Here is an 18,981-nt window from a genome sequence, read left to right as displayed (position 1 = left end):
CCCTCCGATCCGGATGGTGAGACACCCGCGTCCGGTCCGTAGATGCGGGGAAGGCTCGGGGGGACCCGGCGGCGGATCGCGGGCCGGATCACCGCTCTTCCGTCTCGCATCGCGGATGATCGTGTCTCACCATGCGACACGACGGTGACATCTCCGTCCGTACCTCCCTACGATCGGACGCATGAAGCGACAGGCGGATCTCACGAAGCGGCGGGCAGTAGACCTGTGCCGCGTCGCCGCCATGCTCTGTCGCACCTTCTGAGCGGGACGCTCGCACCACCCAGCCGCCCCGCTTCCCGGCCCTCCGACCGTCGTCCCCCGACCGTCCACCAGGGCCGACCCCGTGCCCCGTACGCGCCGCGTTCCGTGCCTCCGCGCGTACACCCGCACCCAGCAACTCCGCATCTCGCACCACCCCGCCGCAGACTGCCCCGGAGGAGAACAACATGAGCCGCAGCGACGTCCTGGTAGACGCCGACTGGGTCGAGGCCCACATCGACGACCCGCAGGTCGCGATCGTCGAGGTGGACGAGGACACCTCGGCGTACGAGAAGAACCACATCAAGAACGCGATCCGGATCGACTGGACCAAGGACCTCCAGGACCCGGTCCGCCGTGACTTCGTCGACCAGGCCGGCTTCGAGAAGCTGCTCAGCGAGAAGGGCATCGGCAACGACACGCTGGTCGTCCTCTACGGCGGCAACAACAACTGGTTCGCGTCGTACGCCTACTGGTACTTCAAGCTGTACGGCCACGAGAACGTCAAGCTGCTCGACGGCGGCCGCAAGAAGTGGGAGCTCGACTCCCGCGACCTGACCGACGTCGTCCCCACGCGCCCGGCCACCCAGTACACGGCCAAGCCGCAGGACGAGTCGATCCGCGCCTACCGCGACGACGTCGTCAAGGCCATCGGCAGCCAGAACCTGGTCGACGTGCGCTCGCCCGACGAGTTCAGCGGCAAGCTGCTCGCCCCGGCCCACCTCCCGCAGGAGCAGTCGCAGCGCCCCGGCCACGTGCCGAGCGCCCGCAACATCCCGTGGTCGAAGAACGCCAACGACGACGGCACCTTCAAGTCGGACGACGAGCTCAAGGCCCTCTACGAGGACGAGCAGGTCGACCTGGCGAAGGACACCATCGCCTACTGCCGCATCGGTGAGCGCTCCGCGCTCACCTGGTTCGTGCTCCACGAGCTGCTCGGCCAGGAGAACGTCAAGAACTACGACGGTTCCTGGACCGAGTACGGCTCCCTCGTCGGCGTGCCGATCGAGCTCGGCGCCAACAAGTAACCCACCGACCAGCACCACGACGACCCGAAGGACAGAACCATGTGTGGAGCACAGGCCGGTGGCCCCGACGCTTCGACGATCAAGCCCGGTGAGACCACCATCCAGGGCAGCGTGACCCGCGACGGCGAGCCCGTCACCGGCTACGTGCGCCTCCTGGACTCGACCGGTGAGTTCACCGCAGAGGTCCCGACCTCGGCGACCGGCCAGTTCCGGTTCTACGCCGCCGAGGGCACCTGGACGCTCCGCGCCCTGGTTCCGGGCGGCAGCGCCGACCGCACGGTCGTCGCGCAGACCGGCGGACTCTCCGAGGTCGCCATCGCCGTCTGATCCTTCGCGGGATCCCCGGCACGCCGTCTTCCACGGCACACCGAACGGCCGAAGGGCCGCACCCCAGGGGGTTGGACGCCACCTGACGCGGGGTGCGGCCCTTCGTGCCGTCCGGCGGCGGGAGTCCTACGCTGGAAGCATGTACGCCCGACGCAGGAGGAACTACTTCCTGATGATGGGCGGATGCGTCGTGCTCTTCGTGTCCGCCTGGGCCGTGGTGCGCCTGTGGTCCATGCCCGCCGCCATCGCCATGTGCGTCGTCGCCATGGTGATCCCGCCGATCGCCGCGATGGCCGCCAACCGGCGGGGCCCGGAGGACCGTTGGTGGGACGACCCCTCCGGCGACCCCACGTCCGACGAGTGGTGGGACGAGCTGGACGGCAAGAAGCGCCACTGAGACCGCCCCCGGGCGGGGATCAGTAGACGAGCGCCTGCGTGTCGTCCGCCAGGGCCTCCTGCACGAACACCTGCGCACCCGCGATGCGTACGCCCTCCAGCACGTCCTTCTCCGTGATGTCGCGCCGCGCCGCGCACTGGGTGCACAGGGTGATCCGGCCGCCCGCCAGGATCGAGTCCAGCAGGTCGGGCAGCGGGGCGGCGTGCGGCAGTTCGAACTCGGCGGCCCGGCCCGGCAGCGCGAACCACGAGGACTCCCCGGTCAGCCAGAGCGAGACCTCCACCCCGCTGGCGACGCCCACGGCCGCCACGGTGAAGGCCTGCGAGCAGCGCTCGGCGGCCTCGGGCCCGGCGGTCACCTTGATCACAAGCTTCTTCGGCATATGCCGAACTGTAATCGTGCGGGAGGCAACCTCCTCGCCCTCCTGAGGGTCACCTGTGCGCGCAGGTAAGGGAACCCGCGCTTCAGGTCTCTTGGGGGGACCCTTTTGGAACCGAACGACACCATTCCTGCCGCACCGCCGGGCGCCGACGTGCCTGCTGAGCCGCCCGTCACCGGTGGATCCGCCGAGCCGTCGGCCCCGCCCGTACGCCGTCGGCCGCGCGGCCGGACGACGTTGATCATCGGCGCGGCGGCCCTGCTCGGGATCGTGGGCGGGGTCGCCGTGGGCTACGGCGTCCAGGCGGAGCGGGAGCCGACGCCGCTGGCCGCCCTGTCGCAGCCCGGCCTCGGCTACCCGGCGAAGCCGGCGGCCGCCGACCGGGCCCCGGCACCGCTGCCGGCCGCCCAGGACCGGCGGGTCAAGACCGACGGAGACCTGCGCAAGCTGCTCGTCGACCGGCCCAAGGGCGCGAGGAAGGCGTTCTCGGGCCCACTGGGCCTCGACGACGGCTGGGAGCCGCTCAACCAGTACGTGGAGGACTACTACGACGACCCGCAGTACATGTTCGAGACGCTCGCCGAGGCGGGACTGCGCCGGGTGGCCTCGGTCTCGTGGGTGCAGGGGAAGCACCGGGACACCACGGTTCAGCTGATCCAGTTCCGGTCCGGCGACATGCACGGCGCGGCGGATCACTTCGACGACCAGATCATGTACATGCCGTGGGACAAGGACGGCGCGGGCAACACGGGCGAAGCGATCAAGGGCAGCCGCGAGGGCCGTTACTTCCTCTACCCGGTCGAGCGGGAGGCGGGCTACCTCCCGTCCTACCGGGCCAGGGCCATGGCCCGGCGCGGCGACATCATGCTCGACATCAACATCTTCGACACCGTCCCGATCAGCAAGAAGTACATCCGGACGCTGGCCGAGCGACAGCTGGAGCGGCTGTGAACGACGAGACGAACCCCGCCCCTGCCCCCGCCCCCGGTCGCCGGGTGCGTCGGGTGCTGCGCACCGCCCTGCCGGTCGGACTGGTGGTGGCGGCGATCGGCGGCGCGGCCGTGTACACCGGCACCACCGTGGACAGTGCCGACCGGACGGTCACCACGACCGTCTGGGACGAGGACCATGCGCCCACCGGCAAGGATCCGGTGGGCGAACCGCCCCGGGGCCGCCACGACACCGAGTTGACCAGGCTTCTGCTGCCGGTGCCGAAGGGCTACCGGCTCGGCCCGGACATCGGCGAGATCGGCAACGACAGCGAGACGAGTGGTGCGAAGGCCACCGCCGCGATGAAGGAGATGGGGCGCGGGCTGGCGGGCAAGGACCGCCGGGAGCTGAACAAGCTGGTCGAGCGGCTCCGTATCCGGGGCGTGGCGCAGCGCTCGTACACCTCGGACGCGAACGACCTCGTCGTGAACGTCCAGATCGTGAAGATGCGGGACAAGCGGGCCGTGCGCCAGACGTACCTGGACCGCAAGGAACTGCTGGACTCCTTCGACGACTTCCGCAAGGGGCCGTCGATCGACGGCCACAAGAAGGTGACCTGCTACCGCCTGCCCAAGGGTGACAAGGAAACCCTCGACGGCGTGAGCTGCATCGCCTACGACGGCGAGGTCTCGGTGAGCGTCGAGGCCAACGGCAGCAAGCCGTTCAGCCCGTCCGCCGTCAGGGACCTGGTGAAGGACCAGCTCGACCACATCGCATCCCCGGGGGAGTACATATGAGCGAGCAGACGATGACCCCCGAGGAGGACCGGGCGGTCGTCGCGCCCGAGGCGCCCTCCGCGCCCGAGAAGGCCGTGGCGACTGCTGCGCCCGCCCCGCACCCGGTGCCCGAGGGCGCGCCCCCGCTGCCCGACGCCCCGCCCGTGGTGCCCGTCGCCGCCGACGCGGAGCCCAGGCCGCCCCGGCGGGTCCTGCGGGCCGTGGCGCGGTGGACGGCGGCCGCGCTGGCGTTCGGCGTGCTCGGCACGGGTACGGCCTTCGGGATCGCCTCGCTGGAGCGCACCGACGTCCCCGGGCTCGCCACCGAGGGCGACGGCCGCTGGGACTATCCGGACCTGTCCCTGCCCGCGCTCCCGGCCGGCTCGCCCCGGCCGTTCTCGCCCGGCAACCCGGCCGAGATCCACCACGCCGACCTGCGCGAACTGCTCCTTCCGGCCCCCGCCGGAGCGCAGCCCGACAAGAAGCTGACCGGTGGCTGGATCTCCACGGAGACCTTCCTCGACGCCTACCGGGAGCAGGACCGGCGGTCGGTGGCCCAGCTCCTGAAGGACGCCGCTCCACGGCACATCGCGGCGCGCGGCTGGACCATGCCGGACGGGACGACGTCCCGGATCTACCTGGTGCGGTTCAACTCGACGGCGTTCGCGAGCCGCATGATCGACGACCTGAACGTGGGCTCGTCGGCCGGTACGCCCCTGGCCCGTACGGACTCCACCGACCTCGACCCCGCCTGGGGCTCGGCCGCCGACATCGAGAACCTGTCCTCGTTCGTCTTCACCGAGCAGGCGCCCTTCGGGGCCGAGCACGTCCGGCAGGCGTACACCCTGGCGGGAGACACGATGGCGCTCGTCGTGCACGAGCGTCCCGGAAAGCGGGAGGCGGCCCGCATCCCCTTCCAGCAGACGCTGGTCCTGCAGAACCAGCTGCTCGCCTGAGGCGCTCGCGGGCGCGGCCCGCGACCGGCACCTGAACGAGAAGACCGGGCCCCCACCCATTAGGCTGGGGGCCCGGCCATGCCGCCGCCGCCAACCGCTCGTCACGAGGAGCCCCCTGTGCTTGAGGCATTCTTCACCGCCCTGCTCGTCCTGGTCTGCGTGGGCGTCACCGCCTTCGCCGCGATCACCGTGAAGAAGCTGTACCAGGGCCAGCGCTGACCCTCGTCGCGCAACGGTTCCCCGCCCACCCCGCACCCTCACAGATCGTCTGAGCCGCTCATGATCGAGATTCCGTCCGACCTCCACCCGGACCTCGTCCCGCTGGCCTTCCTCCTCGGCAACTGGGCGGGCGCGGGCGTGTCCGACTTCCCCGGCGCCGAGAAGTGCAACTTCGGCCAGGAAGTCACCTTCAGCCACGACGGCCGGGACTTCCTGGAGTACGTCTCCCACACGTGGGTCCTGGACGGAGAGGGCAAGCAGGTCCGGCCGCTGGAGACCGAGAGCGGCTACTGGCGCATCGACAAGGACCGCAAGGTCGAGGTCGTCATGTCCCGCGACCAGGGCGTCATCGAGATCTGGTACGGCGAGCTGGCCGACCAGAAGCCGCAGATCGACCTGGTCACCGACGCGGTCGCCCGCACGGCGGCCTCCGGCCCGTACAGCGGTGGCAAGCGGCTCTACGGGTACGTCAACAGCGACCTGATGTGGGTCGGCGAGAAGGCCACCCCCGAGGTCGAGCTGCGCCCCTACATGTCGGCGCACCTGAAGAAGGTCGTCACCCCCGAGGAGGTCGCCGAGATGGCGCGGAACCTCGAGGACATGCCGGACGACGGCATCGCCTTCTTCAAGTGAACCTGGCAGTGACGCGGGACCGGCCGGGGTTTGACCACACGCCCTAGACTGGGCGTGTGGTGACCACCGACTGGAAGACCGACCTCCGGCAGCGCGGCTACCGGCTGACGCCCCAGCGGCAGCTCGTCCTGGAGGCGGTCGACGCCCTGGAGCACGGCACTCCGGACGACATCCTGTGCGAGGTGCGCAGGACGGCGTCCGGCGTGAACATCTCCACCGTGTACCGGACCCTGGAGCTCCTGGAGGAGCTCGGGCTCGTCAGCCATACGCATCTCGGCCACGGCGCCCCGTCGTACCACCTGGCCGACCGGCACCACCACATCCACCTGGTCTGCCGGGACTGCAAGGACGTCATCGAGGCGGACCTCTCCGTCGTCACCGAGTTCACGCAGAAGCTGCGCGCCGACTTCGGCTTCGACACCGACATGAAGCACTTCGCGATCTTCGGCCGCTGCGCGGACTGCACGGCGGCGAGGACGGCGGGCAAGGCGGCGGGCAAGGAGACGGAGAGGGCGCGGGACGCCGCGAAGGACTCCGCCGCCGAGTCGTAGGCTGGGCGCATGAAGAGCCCCCTGCTGTCCCTGCCCGGCGCCGTCCCCGCCGAAGGCCGCGACGAAGGTGTCGCCGCGCACTACGGCGACCTGTTCCGCGAGCAACGCGCCCTCGCCGACGGCAACGGCTTCGTCGACCTCTCCCACCGGGGCGTCGTCGCCGTCACCGGCGACGACCGGCTGAGCTGGCTGCACCTGCTGCTCACCCAGCACGTCAGCGATCTCGCCCCGCACCAGGCCACCGAGGCCCTCATCCTCTCCGCCAACGGGCACATCGAGCACGCGATGTACCTGGTGGACGACGGCACGACGGTGTGGATGCACGTCGAACCCGACACCCAGGCCGAGCTGATCGCCTATCTGGAGTCGATGAAGTTCTTCTACCGGGTCGAGGTCGCCGACCGCACCGCGGACATCGCCGTCGTCCACCTCCCGGCCGGTTCCATCGTGGAGGCCCCGGACGGGGTGACCGTACGGGAGACCCCGCAGGGCCGGGACCTGTTCCTGCCGCGCGAGGACCTGGAGGCGTTCGCCGCCGCCCACGGGCCCGCCGCCGGGATCCTGGCGTACGAGGCGCTGCGCGTCGAGGGGCACCGGCCGCGCGTCGGCTTCGAGACCGACCACCGCACCATCCCGCACGAGCTGGGCTGGATCGGCACCGCCGTCCACCTCCAGAAGGGCTGCTACCGGGGCCAGGAGACCGTCGCCCGCGTCCACAACCTGGGGAAGCCGCCGCGCCGGCTCGTCTTCCTGCACCTGGACGGCAGCGAGGTGCACCTGCCCGGCCACGGCACCCCGGTACGACTGGCCGCCGACGGCCAGGAGGGCCGCCAGCTCGGCTTCATCACCACCTCGGCCCGCCACCACGAACTGGGCCCGATCGCCCTCGCCCTGGTCAAGCGGAACGTGGCCGTCGACGCGGAGCTGATCGCCGGGGACACGGCGGCCGCCCAGGAGACGGTCGTCGAACCGTAGACATGCTCCGTACTACACCTCGACGATCACCGTGAACGGGCCGTGGTTCGTGAGCGAGACGCGCATGTCCGCTCCGAACCGGCCCGTCTCCACGTGCGCTCCCATCGCCCGCAGCTGCGCCACCACCTCGTCCACCAGCGGCTCCGCCACCTCGCCCGGCGCGGCGGCGTTCCAGGTGGGGCGGCGCCCCTTGCGGGCGTCCCCGTAGAGAGTGAACTGAGAAATCACCAGGAGGGGCGCATTCACATCGGAACAGGACTTCTCGCCCTCCAGGATGCGCACCGACCAGAGCTTGCGGGCCAGCTGCGCCGCCTTCTCGGGGGTGTCGTCATGGGTGACCCCGACCAGCACACACAGGCCCTCGCCGACGATCTCCCCGACGACGCCCGGCGCCGACGGGTCGTCCGTCGCCCCGGCGACCGAGACGCTCGCGCCATCCACTCTCTGTACCACTGCACGCATACAGACCAACCTATCTTGGGCTGAACGGGTACAGAGCACCTGCGTCGGCCCCTCGCGGGGTGGCACGATGCACGATGTCGGTGTGCCGACGCACCGGTCGAGGGGACGGAACAGCATGAGTACATATGGAACCGGACAATCTCCCGGTGCCGTACCGGGCGCACGTCACCGCGCCGGAACCCTGCGGTCACCCGTACAGCGCAGTCTGCCGGGGCAGGGTCCCGTACTGCCACCCGCCACGCCCGGCACCGCCACCGTGCCGGAGCAGGCCGGCGGCGACGCGGGGTTCGTCGGGCTGCGGCTGCCGGAGCTGCGGACGCTGCGCCGGGACGCCCAGCGCGACGAGGCCGATCTCAGTTACGTACGCCGACTCGTGCAGGGCCGGATCGACATCCTCCGGGCCGAACTGGCCCGCCGCCGGGACCCGGAGGCGCCGGTGGAGGACGCGGCGGTGGTCGACCGGCTCTCGGAGATCCTGGCCGACACCCCGTCCCGGCACCGCACCTCGGCCCGGCACGTCACGCTGACGACCCCGCGCGGCGACGAGTTCCGGCAGCTCGCCGCGGAGAACCTCGCCGAGGTCGAGCTGTCCGACCTGGACGCCCGGACGGACGAGGAACTGCACACGGCGATGGGCCGGCTCGTCCGCTTCGAACAGCAGGTCTCCCGGCGCCGTCACGAGCTCCAGCGCACGGCCGACGATTGCGGCGCGGAGATCGCCCGCAGGTACCGTGACGGGGAAGCACAAGTGGACGACCTGCTCGCCTGAAGCGACCCTTCCGGGCGCGGGTCCCGCACCCCCGTCCCCGGAAGGTCACCCATGACGTCGAGCGACGCCCCGTCCGCCATATCCTCCGCCCCGGCAGCCGCCCCGCCCGTCCTGGCCGAGGTCGTGCGCTCCGGGTTCACCGAGGGCCACCACCGGGGGTCGCTGGTCCTGCTGGCCGCCGACGGCAGCGTGGAGCGGGCGATCGGCGATCCGGCGGCCCCGGTCTTCCCCCGGTCCTCCAACAAGCCGATGCAGGCCGCCGCGATCCTGCGGGCCGGCCTCGACCTGTCGGGCGAACGGCTGGCGCTGGCCGGCGCGAGCCACTCCGGGGAGCCCTTCCACCTCGACCTCGCGCGGAAGATGCTCGCCGAGCACGGACTGAGCCCCGCCGACCTCCAGACCCCGCCCGACCTGCCGCTGGACCCGGTGGAGGCGGAGGCGTACCTCGCCGCCGGGAACGTACGCGAGCGGATCACGATGAACTGCTCCGGCAAGCACGCGGCGATGCTCGCCGTCTGCGTCCGCAACGGCTGGGACACCGCCACCTACCTCGACCCCGCGCACCCGCTCCAGCAGCTCGTCGGCCAGGTCGTCGCCGAGGCCGCGGGCGAGCCCGTCGCCGCGGTCGGCACGGACGGCTGCGGGGCCCCGCTGATGGCGATCGGGCTGACCGGCCTGGCCCGCGCCTTCCGCTCCTTCGTGCTCGCGGAGCCCGGGAGCGCCGAGCGCCGGGTCGCCGACGCGATGCGCGCCCACCCGGAGTACGTCGCGGGCACCCGGCGCCCCGACACCTGGCTGATGCGTGAGGTGCCCGGGACGCTCTCCAAGATGGGCGCCGAGGCGGTCCAGGCGGTCGCCCTCGCCGACGGGCGGGCCCTCGCCTTCAAGATCGACGACGGGTCGGCCCGGGCGCTCGGCCCGGTGCTCGCCCGCGCCCTGGAGCTGCTGGGCGTCGACGCCCCGGTGGTCACGAGGATCGGGCGGTCGCCGCTGCTCGGCGGGGCGGCCGAGGTCGGGGAAATTCGCGCGACATTCTGAACCGTGCCTGCTTAGCGTGGAGGGATGAGCCTCGATGTCCGTACCGTCACCCGCTCCGAGATCGCCGACTGGATGAAGGCGGTGGGCACCGGCTTCCTGACCCCCACCGCGGAGAAGCCGGGCGAGGAGCTGGTCGCCGACCGGTTCGGGGACGCCGACCTCTCCCGTATGCAGGGCGTCTTCGACGACGGGCGGTGCGTGGCGACGTTCCGCTCGTTCGCCCAGCAGCTGACCGTGGTCGGCGGGGCCACCGTGACGGCCGACGCGGTCACCGGCGTGACCGTGACGCCCACGCACCGCCGCCGCGGACTGCTCAGCCGGATGATGGCCACGGACCTGGCGGCGGCCAAGGAGCGCGGCGAGGTGGTCGCGTCGCTGATCGCCGCCGAGTACCCGATCTACGGGCGGTACGGCTTCGGCCCCGCCGCCTGGAGCGCCGAGTGGGAGATCTCGGTGCACCGCGCCGGGCTCGACCCGCGCCGCTCCGGGCAGCCGGCGGACGGCGGCCGGATCGAGCTGGTGGACGGCGCCGACGTCCGCAAGACCGGCCCCGAGGTGCACGCGGCGCTGGCGGCCCGGCAGCCCGGCATCGTCGGCCGCGGCGAGCGCTGGTGGCGGATGCGTACGGGCGTCGCGCCCCGCGCGGAGCACGAGACGTGGACCGAGCCGTTCTACGTCGTGCACCGCGCCGCGAACGGCGAGGCCGACGGCCTGCTGGTCTACGGCGTGGACGACAAGTGGGGCGACTCCAAGCAGCCGCTGAACACCGCATCCGTACGGGACATGATCGCGCTGAACCCGGCGGCGGAGCGGGCCCTGTGGCACTACCTCTGCTCGGTCGACTGGATCACCACGGTCCGCTCGGGCCACCGCGCCCCCGACGACCTGCTCCCGCTGCTGCTCCCCGACCCGCGTGCGGCCCGCATGGTCACCCACGCGGACTGGCTGTGGCTGCGGATGCTGGACGTGCCGCGCGCCCTGGAGGCCCGGACGTACGCCGTCGAGGCGTCGCTCGTCCTGGACGTCCGGGACCCGGCGGGCCTGGCCGGGGGCCGCTTCCTGCTGGACGTCTCGGACTCCGGCGCGCGCTGCACCCCGACCACCCGGAGCGCCGATCTCGCCCTGGACGTGGCGGAGCTGTCCACGCTGTACCTGGGCGACGAGTCCGTGCGGCGGCTGGTGGACCTGGGCCGGGTGGAGGAGCTGCGGGCGGGTGCGGCGACGACGGCGGACGCGGTGTTCCGTACGGGCCGTCGGCCGTGGTGCCCGGACGTGTTCTGAGCGGTCCGGATCGCCTGCCCGCGCCCCGGGGTCAGCGCGTCCGGATCCGGAACAGCGTCCCCGAGGCGCCGACCGCGACCGCGACCATCCCCGCCGCCCAGGCGAGCGCGGTCCAGGGGGTGTTGCCCACCTCCTGGCCGAGCAGCAGCCCGCGCAGCGACTCGATGGCCGGGGTGACCGGCTGGTGGTCGGCGAAGCCGTGCAGCCAGTCCGGCATGTTCCCGGTCGGGACGAACGCGCTGCTCGGGTAGGGCAGGAACGACATGAAGAACGTGAAGCCGCTGGCCGCCTCGGGGGTCCGGGCCAGCAGGCCGATCGCCGCCGAGATCCAGGACAGGGCCACGGTGTAGGCGACCAGCACGGCGCCGACCACGAGCCAGCCGCTCCAGGCGGCGGCGGGCCGGAAGCCGATCAGCAGCGCGACGCCGAAGACCAGGGCGGTGGAGCAGAGGTTGCGGACGGTGCTGGCTGCCACGTGCCCGGCCAGCACCGGCGTACCGCCCACGTCCAGGGAGCGGAACCGGTCGATGATGCCGCCCTTCATGTCCTCGCTGACGGCGGTGGCGGTGGTCGCGGCGCCGAACCCCGCGGACAGGAGCAGGACGCCCGGGACGACGTACATGACGTACGAGTCGTAGTCCGTCCCGGTGTCGATCGCGCCGCCGAAGAAGTAGACGAAGATCAGCATCATCATGATCGGCAGGGCCAGGGACGTGATCAGCGCGTCGATGTTGCGGCTGCTGATGCGCAGGGCGCGGGCGGCCAAGACGGCGGTGTGGGTGAAGGGGCCGGGCCCGCGTCCGGGGGCGTGGGCCTGCTCGGAGTGCCGGTCCGGGCTTCTGTGCTGAACGGCGGTGTCAGACATGGGCCGATGCCTCCGGGGTGGTGGGCGCGTCGGGCGTGGGCGCGTTCGGCGAGGTCGCGTCCGTCGCAGGCGCGTTCGACGTCAGGGCGAGGAAGACGTCGTCGAGGGTCACGCTGTGCAGGCTGAAGCGTTCGATCTCCCGGCCGGCCGGGTCGATCTCGTCGAGCAGGGCGCGCACCTGGGCCGCCGAGCCGTCGGTGGGGATGCCGAGCGTCAGGGTTTCGGGGGAGTGGTGGACGGCCCGGCCGACGAGCCTCAGATAGGCATCCTGGCTGGTGAGGACCAGGTCGAGGCGGTGCCCGCCGACGCGGGACTTGAGGTCGGCCGCGGTGCCCTCGGCGGCGATCCGGCCCCGGTCGAGGAGGGCGATCCGGCCGGCGAGGCGGTCCGCCTCCTCCAGATACTGGGTGGTGAGCAGGACGGTCGCCCCGCGTGCGGCCAGCTCGCGGACGGCCTCCCAGAGCTCCTGGCGGCTGCGCGGGTCGAGGCCGGTGGTCGGCTCGTCCAGGAAGAACACCCCGGGCTCCGGCGATCCGACGAGTCCGGCGGCCAGATCGAGCCGGCGGCGCATCCCCCCGGAGTACGTCCGGACCGGGCGACGGGCGGCTGCCGTGAGGCCGAAGCGCTCCAGCAGCTCCGCCGCCCGGCGCCGGGCGGCGGCCCGGGACTGCCCGGTGAGCCGGGCCATCATCCGCAGGTTCTCCTCGCCGGTCTGGGTCTCGTCGACGGCGGCGAACTGGCCGGTGAGGCTGATGGAGCGGCGTACCGCGCTCCGGTCGGCGACGACGTCGTACCCCGCGACCCGGGCGGTGCCGGAGTCGGCCTCGGTCAGCGTCGCGAGGATCCGCACGGTGGTGGTCTTACCCGCGCCGTTCGGCCCGAGCAGGGCGAAGACGGTGCCGCGTCCGACCTGGAGATCGATGCCGTCGAGAACCCGGACGGCGGGCTTTCCGTAGGACTTGGTGAGGCCGTGCGCCTCGATGGTGGCGGCGGAGTCTCCGCTCGGCCGGATCGGGTCGGTCATGTCCGGACCCCCTTCTGCGTATGACATACGCTTTATTGCGTAAGCCTTACGCATCTCTAGGATGGGGTCAAGGCGTACGCGGGCGCGGGGTGAGGCGCCGGCAAGGCCGGGAGCCGGGCGAAGGGGATGCGGTGGCGGAGAAGAGCAGCTCGGGCGGCGGCGATCTGCCGGCCAGCCTGGAGGCGGCCTGGGGGCTGCGGGACCGCCCGTCGAAGGGCCCGAAGCCCGGCCTGAGCCTGGAGCGGATCGTGGCCGCGGCGGTGGACGTCGCGTCGGCCGACGGGCTCGCGGCCGTGTCGATGGGCCGGGTCGCCCAGGAGGTCGGCGCCTCCACGATGTCGCTGTACCGGTACGTCTCCGCCAAGGACGAGCTGTACGTCCTCATGCAGGAGGCCGCCTTCGGCCCCCCGGAACCGCTGTCCGCCCTGGAGTCCGGTGCGGGCTGGCGGGAGGCGCTCGCCGAGTGGGCGTCCGCGCAGCGGGACCGGCTCCACGCCCACCTCTGGCTGCTCCGGATCCCCGTCGGGGGCCCGCCCGCGACCCCGAACTCGCTGGCCTGGTGGGAGCAGGGGATCCAGGCGCTGGAGAGCAGCGGGCTCGCCGAGGGCGACAAGACCTCGGTGGTCCTCCTGGTCTCCAACTTCGTCCGCAGCGAGGCGGCCCTGATGGCCGACCTGGCCGCCGCCGTGGTCGCGCGCGGGGTGTCGCCCGACGAGGTGGCGGCGTCCTACGAACGCACCCTCAGGCGCCTCGTCGACCCCGACCGGCACCCCGGGATCTCCCGGCTGCTGGAGTCGGGGGCGATGAGCGAGCCGGACGACCCGGACTACGAGTTCACCTTCGGGCTGGAGCGGCTGCTGGACGGGGTGGAGGCGCTGATCCGGAAGACGGACGGCGGCGCCGAGTCCGCTTGAGGCCGGGCGCGTACGCTTCATGGTCATGAACGGAGAGAACCCCGCGAACGGCGACCGTTCCGGCCCCGCTTCCGGTCCCCGCCCCGGTTCCACTTCCGGTTCCGGTTCCGGTTCCGATTCCGCTTCCGGCGACGGGTCGGCGCCGATCGGTCTGCGGGAGCGCAAGAAGCGGCTGACCTACCAGGCGGTCTCCGACGCGGCGATCACGATGTTCCTGGAGCGGGGCTTCGACAAGGTGTCGGTGGCGGAGGTGGCAGCCGCGGCGGACATCTCCAAGCCGACGCTGTTCCGGTACTTCCCCGCCAAGGAGGACCTGGTCCTGCACCGGTTCGCCGACCACGAGGACGAGGCGGCCCGGGTGGTCACGGGCCGCGCCCCGGACGAGACCCCGCTGGACGCCCTGCGCCGCCACTTCCTCGACGGCCTCGACCGTCGCGACCCGGTGACCGGCCTCTGCGACGTACCCCAAGTGCTGGCGTTCCTCCGCCTGTTGTACGGAACACCGTCCCTGGTCGCCCGCCTCCACGCCTACCAGGGCCGCTCCGAGGCGGCCCTGGCCCGCGCGCTCGGCGGCGGGCTATCCGACCGGCTCGCGGCCGGGCAGATCATCGCGGTCCTGCGCATCCTGGCCATGGAGAACTGGCGGCGGACCGACGCGGGGGAGAGCGCGGACCGGGTCTACGCGGGGGCGGTCCAGGCGGCCGAGGAGGCGTTCGTCCAGCTGCGGACGGGCTTGGAGCCTCCGTCGCGGCCGCGCGGCTGAGGGGGCGGGCGGCGGTCAGCGCGCGGTGAGCGGGACGCCGGCGAGCGCGTGAGGCCGTGCTCAGCCGGCGAGCAGGGCGGCGGTGAGGGCGGGGCGGTGTTCCGTCAGCCACTTCTGGTTCCCGGCCCGCTTCCGCTTCACGGTCCGTTTCCGGCTCACGGCCCACGGGGCTCACGGCTCCCGCCCGGCGCGCCGCACCGCCACCGCGACATCCCCCGCCGCCTCCTCCGCGCAGGGCCCCAACGCCCGCCGCAGATCCTCCGGTTCGCGGTAGAGGACGGTGGTCATGCCGAGGGCGGCGGCCGCGTCGATGTTCTCCTGGCGGTCGTCCACGAACAGACAACGCTCCACCGGTACGCCGGCCCGCTCGGCCGCGATGCGGTAGATGGCCGGGTCGGGCTTGGCCACCTGCTCCACCGCGCTGCTCACGACCGCGTCGGCGAGGTCGTTCAGGCCCAACAGCGCCAGGTCCGCGTCCAGTTGGAGGGTCGCGTTGGTGACGAGGACCAGCGGTACGTGGGTCCTGGCCCGGCGCAGCAGCGACACCACCTCCTCGTCGGCCCGGAACGGCGCGTCCGCGAGCGCCCGGCCCAGCTCACGGGCCCGCTCCGCGCCCACCCGCTCCGTGAGCCCGGCGGCGATGGACTCCACCCAGGCGGCCGGGGTGATCCGGCCGAGGAGCAGCGGGAGGTCGGTCTCGGGCGCGTAGCCGAGGTCCGCCGTGGTGCCTTCCGGCAGTCCGGCGGCCCGCTCCAGGGCGGCGAGCGGGGCGGTGTCGTAGAAGCGGATGACGTTGTCGAGGTCGCAGAGCACGGCGTCGAAGGCACGGCCGGCGGGGGCGGGTGTCACAGTCCGGCGAGTCCGGCGAGCAGCTCGGCGGCCGGCTTCGGGCGGACGAGCCAGCGCAGATGGCTGCCTGCGAGGGTCCGGACGTCGAAGGGGTTGTCGGGCGTGAGCGCGTCGGCCTCGCGGATCAAGCGGTCCTGCAGGGCGGGCGGAAGGCTGGTGTCGGCGGCCAGGCGCACATAGGTCCGGGGGATCCGGCCCCAGGTCGCGGCCTGCGCCCGGTCCGCCGACGTACCGACGTCGAGGTTCTCGTCGGGCTGGAAGGTGTTGAGGAAGGTCCGGAACTCGTCATCGGTGACGTCGGCGGCGAACGCCTGCCGGAACGCGGCGAGCGCCGCCGGGTCGGCCGTACGGAAGTTGACCCGCAGCAGCCCGAGTTCGGCAGAGTTCCTGACCAGCGCGAGGGCGAGCGCTCCCAGGTCGACGTCGGCCATCTCCGGCTCGGCGTGGTAGTCGCCCACGTCCAGAGCGACGGGGCACCAGGCGGAGACGTAGACGATCCGGTCGATCAGGTCCGGCCGGGCGTTGGCGACGGCGGTGGCCGTGACGCCGCCCCGGCTGTGGGAGACGAGGATGGTGGGCCCGTTCCGCCTGGCCCGTTCGAGGACCCCGATGACGTGGGCCACGTTGTCCGCGAGGGTGACGCCCTTGATGGCCCCCGGCTCCGCGGCCAGCGCTCCGAGATCCTGGGGTGTCTGGTAGGCGGCGGGGTACGTGGCCCCGAAGCCGTGCCCCGGAAGGTCGACCGCGGCCGACCGGTGCCCGAGCAGGGCGAGTTCGGCCTGGAGCGGCGCGAAGGAGAACGAGTTGGCGAAGGCTCCGTGGACGAGGACGAAGGTCGGTGGATTCTGCATGCTTCAGCCTCCAACAGAACGACCTTCGGAACAAAAGTCAGGAACAGGAAGGGGCCGCGGGCTTCCGCCCCGCTTGACCTGGACCGAGGTCCAGGGGCGAGGCTTGCGGCATGAGTGAGGCAGATGAGCTGTTCGGTATCGCGGAGGTCTCGGCCGCGATCGGTCTGGAGCCCGATACGTTGCGGTACTTCGAACGTCAGGGGGTCGTACCGTCTCCCCGGCGCGACGGTGCGGGACGCCGCCAGTACACGACGGCCGACGTCGAGCTGATCCGCATGCTGGTCCATCTCCGCGAGACGGGGATGCCCCTGGCCGATATCGCGCAGTTCACCGGCGCCGACGGCAAGGCGGCTGATCCGGCCGGGCTCCGGGTGGAGCTGCTGACGGCTCATCGCCGTCGCATCCACGACCGGCGCGAGGAACTGGACCGTGCGCTCGACGTCATCACCCGGAAGATCGCGGACTTCAGCGACCGGATCACGAGCCCGGTGAACCTCCTCGAACGACCCGACTGCACGATCGCCTTCGGCGTCCAGGGTGACGGGCCGCTGCTGTTCCTCGTCGGCGCGCCCGTCGGGCGGGCCGGTTTCGCGGCGCTGGCGCACGAACTGGCGGGCAGGTTCACCGTCGTCACCCACGATCCGCGCGGTATCGGTGACAGCCGCGCGGTCCCGGGGATGACCGCGCCCACGCCCGAGGTCCTGGCCGAGGACCTCGCCGCACTGGTCGACAGGTTCACCGGAGGACCCGCCCTCTTCGCCGGTACCAGCGGTGGTGCCGTGACCCTGCTTGAGCTGGGCAGACGGCATCCCGACATGGTCGGCCGGGCCGTTCTGCACGAGCCGCCCCTGGTGTCCCTCCTGGACGACGCGGACCTGGCCGCCCGGGCCGCGGCAGCGTTCGGCGTGGCGGAGGCCGACCCTCAGCGGGCCGTGCAGGAGTTCTTCGACCTCAGCGGCGCTGCTCACCGCACAGCACCGGATCAGACGCCTCCGGCGCCCATGCCGCTCCCCGCGCTGCCGGCCGAGGAACTGGACAAGAACCGCTACTTCCTGGGGCGGATGGCCGGCCCCACGGTCTTCTACGCCCCCGACGTCGAGGCGGTCCGTCGCGTGCCGGTGACGCTGTGCGCCGGCTCGCTGAGCCATCACCAGCTGGCGCGCCGGGCGACCCAGGCGCTCGCCGGCCTTCTGGAGCTGCCTCTGATCGACATGCCCGGCAACCACCTGGGCGCGAGCGCCGAGCCGGCGGAGTTCGCGCAGGCCCTCGGGCTCCTGCTCGAACCCTGAGCTCGTCCTCATGCGACCGGTGAGCCTCTCGAAGCGGTCTTTCCGAGCGCCAGGTCTCGCCTCACGCCACGCGACACTTTTGCAAGCGCCTGCTTGCAAAAGTTAGCAAGAGTGTTGCACCATCGAGTCATGGCATCACTCAACGTCGGCAATCTCGGTGAGTACCTGCGGGAGCAGCGCCGTGCAGCGCAGCTCTCGCTGCGGCAGCTCGCCGATGCCACCGGGGTGTCGAACCCGTATCTCAGCCAGATCGAGCGCGGTCTGCGCAAGCCCAGCGCGGACGTGCTCCAGCAGGTCGCCAAGGCGCTGCGGATCTCGGCCGAGACCCTGTACGTCCGTGCGGGGATCCTCGACGAGCGGGAGCGGGAGGAGCTGGAGACGCGGGCGGTCATTCTGGCCGATCCGTCGATCAACGAGCGGCAGAAGAACGTTCTGCTGCAGATCTACGACTCCTTCCGCCGAGAGAACGGATTCGCGCCCGGGCCCGACGCGGACGTCGGCTCCGCCGATGGCGTGAAAGCGGACACCGGCACCGGCGTGGACGGCGATGCCGGGACCCGTAACGGCGACGGCGCCGGTACGGGCACCACCGAAGACCAAGACCCTCACAGCTAGCAGCTGGTTCCGAGTGATCCGGGAGGACCACAGTCATGGCCATCACCGATGACCTGCGCAAGACCCTCACCGACCCCACCCCCCTCTACTTCGCCGCCGGTACGGCCGACCTGGCCGTCCAGCAGGCGCGCAAGGTGCCGGCGCTGATCGAGCAGCTGCGGGCCGAGGCGCCCGAGCGGATCGACGCCGTGCGCAACACCGACCCCAAGGCCGTGCAGGAGAAGGTGACCACGCAGGCCAAGGAGGCCCAGGCCACCGTGCAGGCGAAGGTCACCGAGGTCTTCGGCTCGTTCGACGCCGCCGACCTGAAGAAGCTCGGCGAGAACGCTCAGGACCTGGCGCTCCGCAGCGTGGGCGTGGCCGCCGAGTACGCGATCAAGGCCCGTGAGGCGTACGAGAAGGTCGCCGAGCACGGCGAGCAGACCGTACGGACCTGGCGCGGGGAGACGGCCGACGAGATCGTCGAGATCGCCGCCGTCGTCGAGGCCGAGCCGAAGGCCGCTCCCAAGCCCGCCCCCTCCAAGGCTGCCGCTCCCAAGCCCGCCCCGAGGAGCGCGGCGAAGAGCACCCCGGCCGCCGGGGGCTCCGTGAAGGCAGCCCCGGCCAAGCCCGCCGCGACGAAGGCCGCGCCCGCCGCTTCGGTGAAGTCCGCCGAGGCCAAGGCCGCGCCCGCCAAGAAGACGCCCGCGCCCCGCAAGCCCGCGGCGAAGAAGACCCCGCCGGCCGACGGCAAGTGACCCGCACGGGTCCTTGCCCGACGCGGTACGCGTGACCGGGACGCGGGGCGGGCACCTTTAGGGGTGGCCGGTTCGTTGTCCCGGTACCTTGGCCC

General features: G+C 72.1%; 24 protein-coding genes. 18 read left to right on the top strand and 6 right to left on the bottom strand.

The features are described from left to right. The first annotated feature begins 181 nt into the window (after positions 1-181). The 4 genes from WQO_RS37405 to WQO_RS15775 all read left to right on the top strand — a co-directional run bounded on the left by WQO_RS37405 (position 182) and on the right by WQO_RS15775 (position 2,010). Positions 182-262: a putative leader peptide gene (locus WQO_RS37405; RefSeq protein WP_350310325.1), complete on the top strand. Its 81-nt coding sequence runs from the start codon at positions 182-184 to the stop codon at positions 260-262. Positions 263-446: 184 nt separating this feature from the next. Then, on the top strand, positions 447-1,286 hold the full coding sequence (locus WQO_RS15785) for a sulfurtransferase (RefSeq protein WP_010063601.1): 840 nt from the start codon (positions 447-449) through the stop codon (positions 1,284-1,286). Between the two features lie 39 nt (positions 1,287-1,325). Then, a complete protein-coding gene (locus tag WQO_RS15780; RefSeq protein WP_003968135.1) occupies positions 1,326-1,613 on the top strand; it encodes a DUF1416 domain-containing protein in 288 nt (95 codons plus the stop codon). Between the two features lie 139 nt (positions 1,614-1,752). Further along, a complete protein-coding gene (locus WQO_RS15775) occupies positions 1,753-2,010 on the top strand; it encodes a DUF3099 domain-containing protein (protein ID WP_029182621.1) in 258 nt (85 codons plus the stop codon). 19 nt (positions 2,011-2,029) lie between these two features. Here WQO_RS15775 and WQO_RS15770 read toward each other — a convergent pair whose 3' ends face one another. Next, a complete protein-coding gene (locus tag WQO_RS15770) occupies positions 2,030-2,392 on the bottom strand; it encodes a DsrE family protein (RefSeq protein WP_010063599.1) in 363 nt (120 codons plus the stop codon). A gap of 150 nt (positions 2,393-2,542) precedes the next feature. On the opposite strand from WQO_RS15770, the gene WQO_RS15765 reads away from it, so the two are divergent. From WQO_RS15765 to ygfZ, 6 genes are all read left to right on the top strand, one after another. Further along, complete coding sequence (locus tag WQO_RS15765) at positions 2,543-3,340, top strand: hypothetical protein (RefSeq protein ID WP_107115885.1); 798 nt, start codon at positions 2,543-2,545, stop codon at positions 3,338-3,340. After that, positions 3,337-4,116 carry a hypothetical protein gene (locus tag WQO_RS15760; protein ID WP_010063597.1) on the top strand — a complete coding sequence of 260 codons (780 nt, stop codon included), beginning with the start codon at positions 3,337-3,339 and terminating at the stop codon, positions 4,114-4,116. Before WQO_RS15765 ends, WQO_RS15760 begins: the two co-directional genes overlap by 4 nt. Beyond that, positions 4,113-5,051: a hypothetical protein gene (locus WQO_RS15755; protein ID WP_010063595.1), complete on the top strand. Its 939-nt coding sequence runs from the start codon at positions 4,113-4,115 to the stop codon at positions 5,049-5,051. Before WQO_RS15760 ends, WQO_RS15755 begins: the two co-directional genes overlap by 4 nt. 279 nt (positions 5,052-5,330) lie before the next feature. Beyond that, positions 5,331-5,903: a heme-binding beta-barrel domain-containing protein gene (locus WQO_RS15750; protein ID WP_010063594.1), complete on the top strand. Its 573-nt coding sequence runs from the start codon at positions 5,331-5,333 to the stop codon at positions 5,901-5,903. A gap of 56 nt (positions 5,904-5,959) precedes the next feature. Continuing rightward, positions 5,960-6,454: a Fur family transcriptional regulator gene (locus WQO_RS15745; RefSeq protein ID WP_029182620.1), complete on the top strand. Its 495-nt coding sequence runs from the start codon at positions 5,960-5,962 to the stop codon at positions 6,452-6,454. A 9-nt stretch (positions 6,455-6,463) separates the two neighbouring features. Further along, positions 6,464-7,429: a CAF17-like 4Fe-4S cluster assembly/insertion protein YgfZ gene (ygfZ, locus tag WQO_RS15740; protein ID WP_010063592.1), complete on the top strand. Its 966-nt coding sequence runs from the start codon at positions 6,464-6,466 to the stop codon at positions 7,427-7,429. A gap of 12 nt (positions 7,430-7,441) precedes the next feature. Here ygfZ and dtd read toward each other — a convergent pair whose 3' ends face one another. Continuing rightward, positions 7,442-7,891: a D-aminoacyl-tRNA deacylase gene (dtd, locus tag WQO_RS15735; protein WP_032749166.1), complete on the bottom strand. Its 450-nt coding sequence runs from the start codon at positions 7,889-7,891 to the stop codon at positions 7,442-7,444. 115 nt (positions 7,892-8,006) lie between these two features. Here dtd and WQO_RS15730 point away from each other — a divergent pair, with 115 nt between their 5' ends. Genes WQO_RS15730 through WQO_RS15720 form a run of 3 tightly spaced genes read left to right on the top strand, consistent with a single transcriptional unit; the run spans position 8,007 to position 10,979 of the window. After that, positions 8,007-8,660, top strand: coding sequence for an RsiG family protein (locus WQO_RS15730; protein WP_237274133.1), 654 nt, complete (start codon positions 8,007-8,009; stop codon positions 8,658-8,660). A gap of 51 nt (positions 8,661-8,711) precedes the next feature. Next, positions 8,712-9,698, top strand: a complete 987-nt coding sequence (locus WQO_RS15725) for an asparaginase (protein ID WP_058954000.1) — start codon at positions 8,712-8,714, stop codon at positions 9,696-9,698. Between the two features lie 24 nt (positions 9,699-9,722). Then, on the top strand, positions 9,723-10,979 hold the full coding sequence (locus WQO_RS15720; protein WP_010063587.1) for a GNAT family N-acetyltransferase: 1,257 nt from the start codon (positions 9,723-9,725) through the stop codon (positions 10,977-10,979). A 31-nt stretch (positions 10,980-11,010) separates the two neighbouring features. Here the strand turns inward: WQO_RS15720 and WQO_RS15715 are convergent, their stop codons facing one another. Beyond that, entirely contained in the window at positions 11,011-11,844 is an 834-nt protein-coding gene (locus tag WQO_RS15715; RefSeq protein WP_010063585.1) for an ABC transporter permease, read from the bottom strand. Beyond that, complete coding sequence (locus tag WQO_RS15710; protein WP_010063584.1) at positions 11,837-12,868, bottom strand: ATP-binding cassette domain-containing protein; 1,032 nt, start codon at positions 12,866-12,868, stop codon at positions 11,837-11,839. The genes WQO_RS15715 and WQO_RS15710 overlap by 8 nt, the downstream gene beginning before the upstream one ends. Positions 12,869-12,999: 131 nt before the next feature. On the opposite strand from WQO_RS15710, the gene WQO_RS15705 reads away from it, so the two are divergent. After that, complete coding sequence (locus WQO_RS15705; protein ID WP_010063583.1) at positions 13,000-13,782, top strand: TetR/AcrR family transcriptional regulator; 783 nt, start codon at positions 13,000-13,002, stop codon at positions 13,780-13,782. 19 nt (positions 13,783-13,801) lie between these two features. Next, a complete protein-coding gene (locus WQO_RS15700; protein ID WP_010063582.1) occupies positions 13,802-14,545 on the top strand; it encodes a TetR/AcrR family transcriptional regulator in 744 nt (247 codons plus the stop codon). A 171-nt stretch (positions 14,546-14,716) separates the two neighbouring features. On the opposite strand, the gene WQO_RS15695 is transcribed toward WQO_RS15700, so the two are convergent. Next, positions 14,717-15,394 (bottom strand): HAD-IA family hydrolase, encoded by a 678-nt coding sequence (locus tag WQO_RS15695; RefSeq protein WP_010063581.1) that lies wholly within the window; start codon positions 15,392-15,394, stop codon positions 14,717-14,719. Next, a complete protein-coding gene (locus WQO_RS15690; protein ID WP_010063580.1) occupies positions 15,391-16,245 on the bottom strand; it encodes an alpha/beta hydrolase in 855 nt (284 codons plus the stop codon). The genes WQO_RS15695 and WQO_RS15690 overlap by 4 nt, the downstream gene beginning before the upstream one ends. Positions 16,246-16,355: 110 nt before the next feature. On the opposite strand from WQO_RS15690, the gene WQO_RS15685 reads away from it, so the two are divergent. The 3 genes from WQO_RS15685 to WQO_RS15675 all read left to right on the top strand — a co-directional run bounded on the left by WQO_RS15685 (position 16,356) and on the right by WQO_RS15675 (position 18,886). Beyond that, positions 16,356-17,534: an alpha/beta fold hydrolase gene (locus WQO_RS15685; protein ID WP_010063579.1), complete on the top strand. Its 1,179-nt coding sequence runs from the start codon at positions 16,356-16,358 to the stop codon at positions 17,532-17,534. A gap of 129 nt (positions 17,535-17,663) precedes the next feature. Beyond that, positions 17,664-18,149 carry a helix-turn-helix domain-containing protein gene (locus tag WQO_RS15680; protein WP_010063578.1) on the top strand — a complete coding sequence of 162 codons (486 nt, stop codon included), beginning with the start codon at positions 17,664-17,666 and terminating at the stop codon, positions 18,147-18,149. A 35-nt stretch (positions 18,150-18,184) separates the two neighbouring features. Next, positions 18,185-18,886 carry a hypothetical protein gene (locus WQO_RS15675; RefSeq protein WP_010063576.1) on the top strand — a complete coding sequence of 234 codons (702 nt, stop codon included), beginning with the start codon at positions 18,185-18,187 and terminating at the stop codon, positions 18,884-18,886. The last annotated feature ends 95 nt before the right edge of the window (positions 18,887-18,981 follow it).

The organism is Streptomyces globisporus C-1027 (assembly GCF_000261345.2).
Lineage (GTDB): Bacteria > Actinomycetota > Actinomycetes > Streptomycetales > Streptomycetaceae > Streptomyces > Streptomyces pakalii.
This window is presented reverse-complemented; position numbering and strand designations above follow the sequence as displayed.

What these genes read in the sequence shown, in the direction of transcription:
- dtd (WP_032749166.1), bottom strand. Translation starts at nt 7,891, where the DNA reads ATGCGTGCAGTGGTACAGAGAGTGGATGGCGCGAGCGTCTCGGTCGCC.
- WQO_RS15715 (WP_010063585.1), bottom strand. Translation starts at nt 11,844, where the DNA reads ATGTCTGACACCGCCGTTCAGCACAGAAGCCCGGACCGGCACTCCGAG.
- WQO_RS37405 (WP_350310325.1), top strand. Translation starts at nt 182, where the DNA reads ATGAAGCGACAGGCGGATCTCACGAAGCGGCGGGCAGTAGACCTGTGC.
- WQO_RS15685 (WP_010063579.1), top strand. Translation starts at nt 16,356, where the DNA reads ATGAGTGAGGCAGATGAGCTGTTCGGTATCGCGGAGGTCTCGGCCGCG.
- WQO_RS15780 (WP_003968135.1), top strand. Translation starts at nt 1,326, where the DNA reads ATGTGTGGAGCACAGGCCGGTGGCCCCGACGCTTCGACGATCAAGCCC.
- WQO_RS15710 (WP_010063584.1), bottom strand. Translation starts at nt 12,868, where the DNA reads ATGACCGACCCGATCCGGCCGAGCGGAGACTCCGCCGCCACCATCGAG.
- WQO_RS15770 (WP_010063599.1), bottom strand. Translation starts at nt 2,392, where the DNA reads ATGCCGAAGAAGCTTGTGATCAAGGTGACCGCCGGGCCCGAGGCCGCC.
- WQO_RS15775 (WP_029182621.1), top strand. Translation starts at nt 1,753, where the DNA reads ATGTACGCCCGACGCAGGAGGAACTACTTCCTGATGATGGGCGGATGC.
- WQO_RS15785 (WP_010063601.1), top strand. Translation starts at nt 447, where the DNA reads ATGAGCCGCAGCGACGTCCTGGTAGACGCCGACTGGGTCGAGGCCCAC.
- WQO_RS15755 (WP_010063595.1), top strand. Translation starts at nt 4,113, where the DNA reads ATGAGCGAGCAGACGATGACCCCCGAGGAGGACCGGGCGGTCGTCGCG.
- WQO_RS15730 (WP_237274133.1), top strand. Translation starts at nt 8,007, where the DNA reads ATGAGTACATATGGAACCGGACAATCTCCCGGTGCCGTACCGGGCGCA.
- WQO_RS15680 (WP_010063578.1), top strand. Translation starts at nt 17,664, where the DNA reads ATGGCATCACTCAACGTCGGCAATCTCGGTGAGTACCTGCGGGAGCAG.
- WQO_RS15725 (WP_058954000.1), top strand. Translation starts at nt 8,712, where the DNA reads ATGACGTCGAGCGACGCCCCGTCCGCCATATCCTCCGCCCCGGCAGCC.
- WQO_RS15690 (WP_010063580.1), bottom strand. Translation starts at nt 16,245, where the DNA reads ATGCAGAATCCACCGACCTTCGTCCTCGTCCACGGAGCCTTCGCCAAC.
- WQO_RS15720 (WP_010063587.1), top strand. Translation starts at nt 9,723, where the DNA reads ATGAGCCTCGATGTCCGTACCGTCACCCGCTCCGAGATCGCCGACTGG.
- ygfZ (WP_010063592.1), top strand. Translation starts at nt 6,464, where the DNA reads ATGAAGAGCCCCCTGCTGTCCCTGCCCGGCGCCGTCCCCGCCGAAGGC.
- WQO_RS15675 (WP_010063576.1), top strand. Translation starts at nt 18,185, where the DNA reads ATGGCCATCACCGATGACCTGCGCAAGACCCTCACCGACCCCACCCCC.
- WQO_RS15700 (WP_010063582.1), top strand. Translation starts at nt 13,802, where the DNA reads ATGGTCATGAACGGAGAGAACCCCGCGAACGGCGACCGTTCCGGCCCC.
- WQO_RS15750 (WP_010063594.1), top strand. Translation starts at nt 5,331, where the DNA reads ATGATCGAGATTCCGTCCGACCTCCACCCGGACCTCGTCCCGCTGGCC.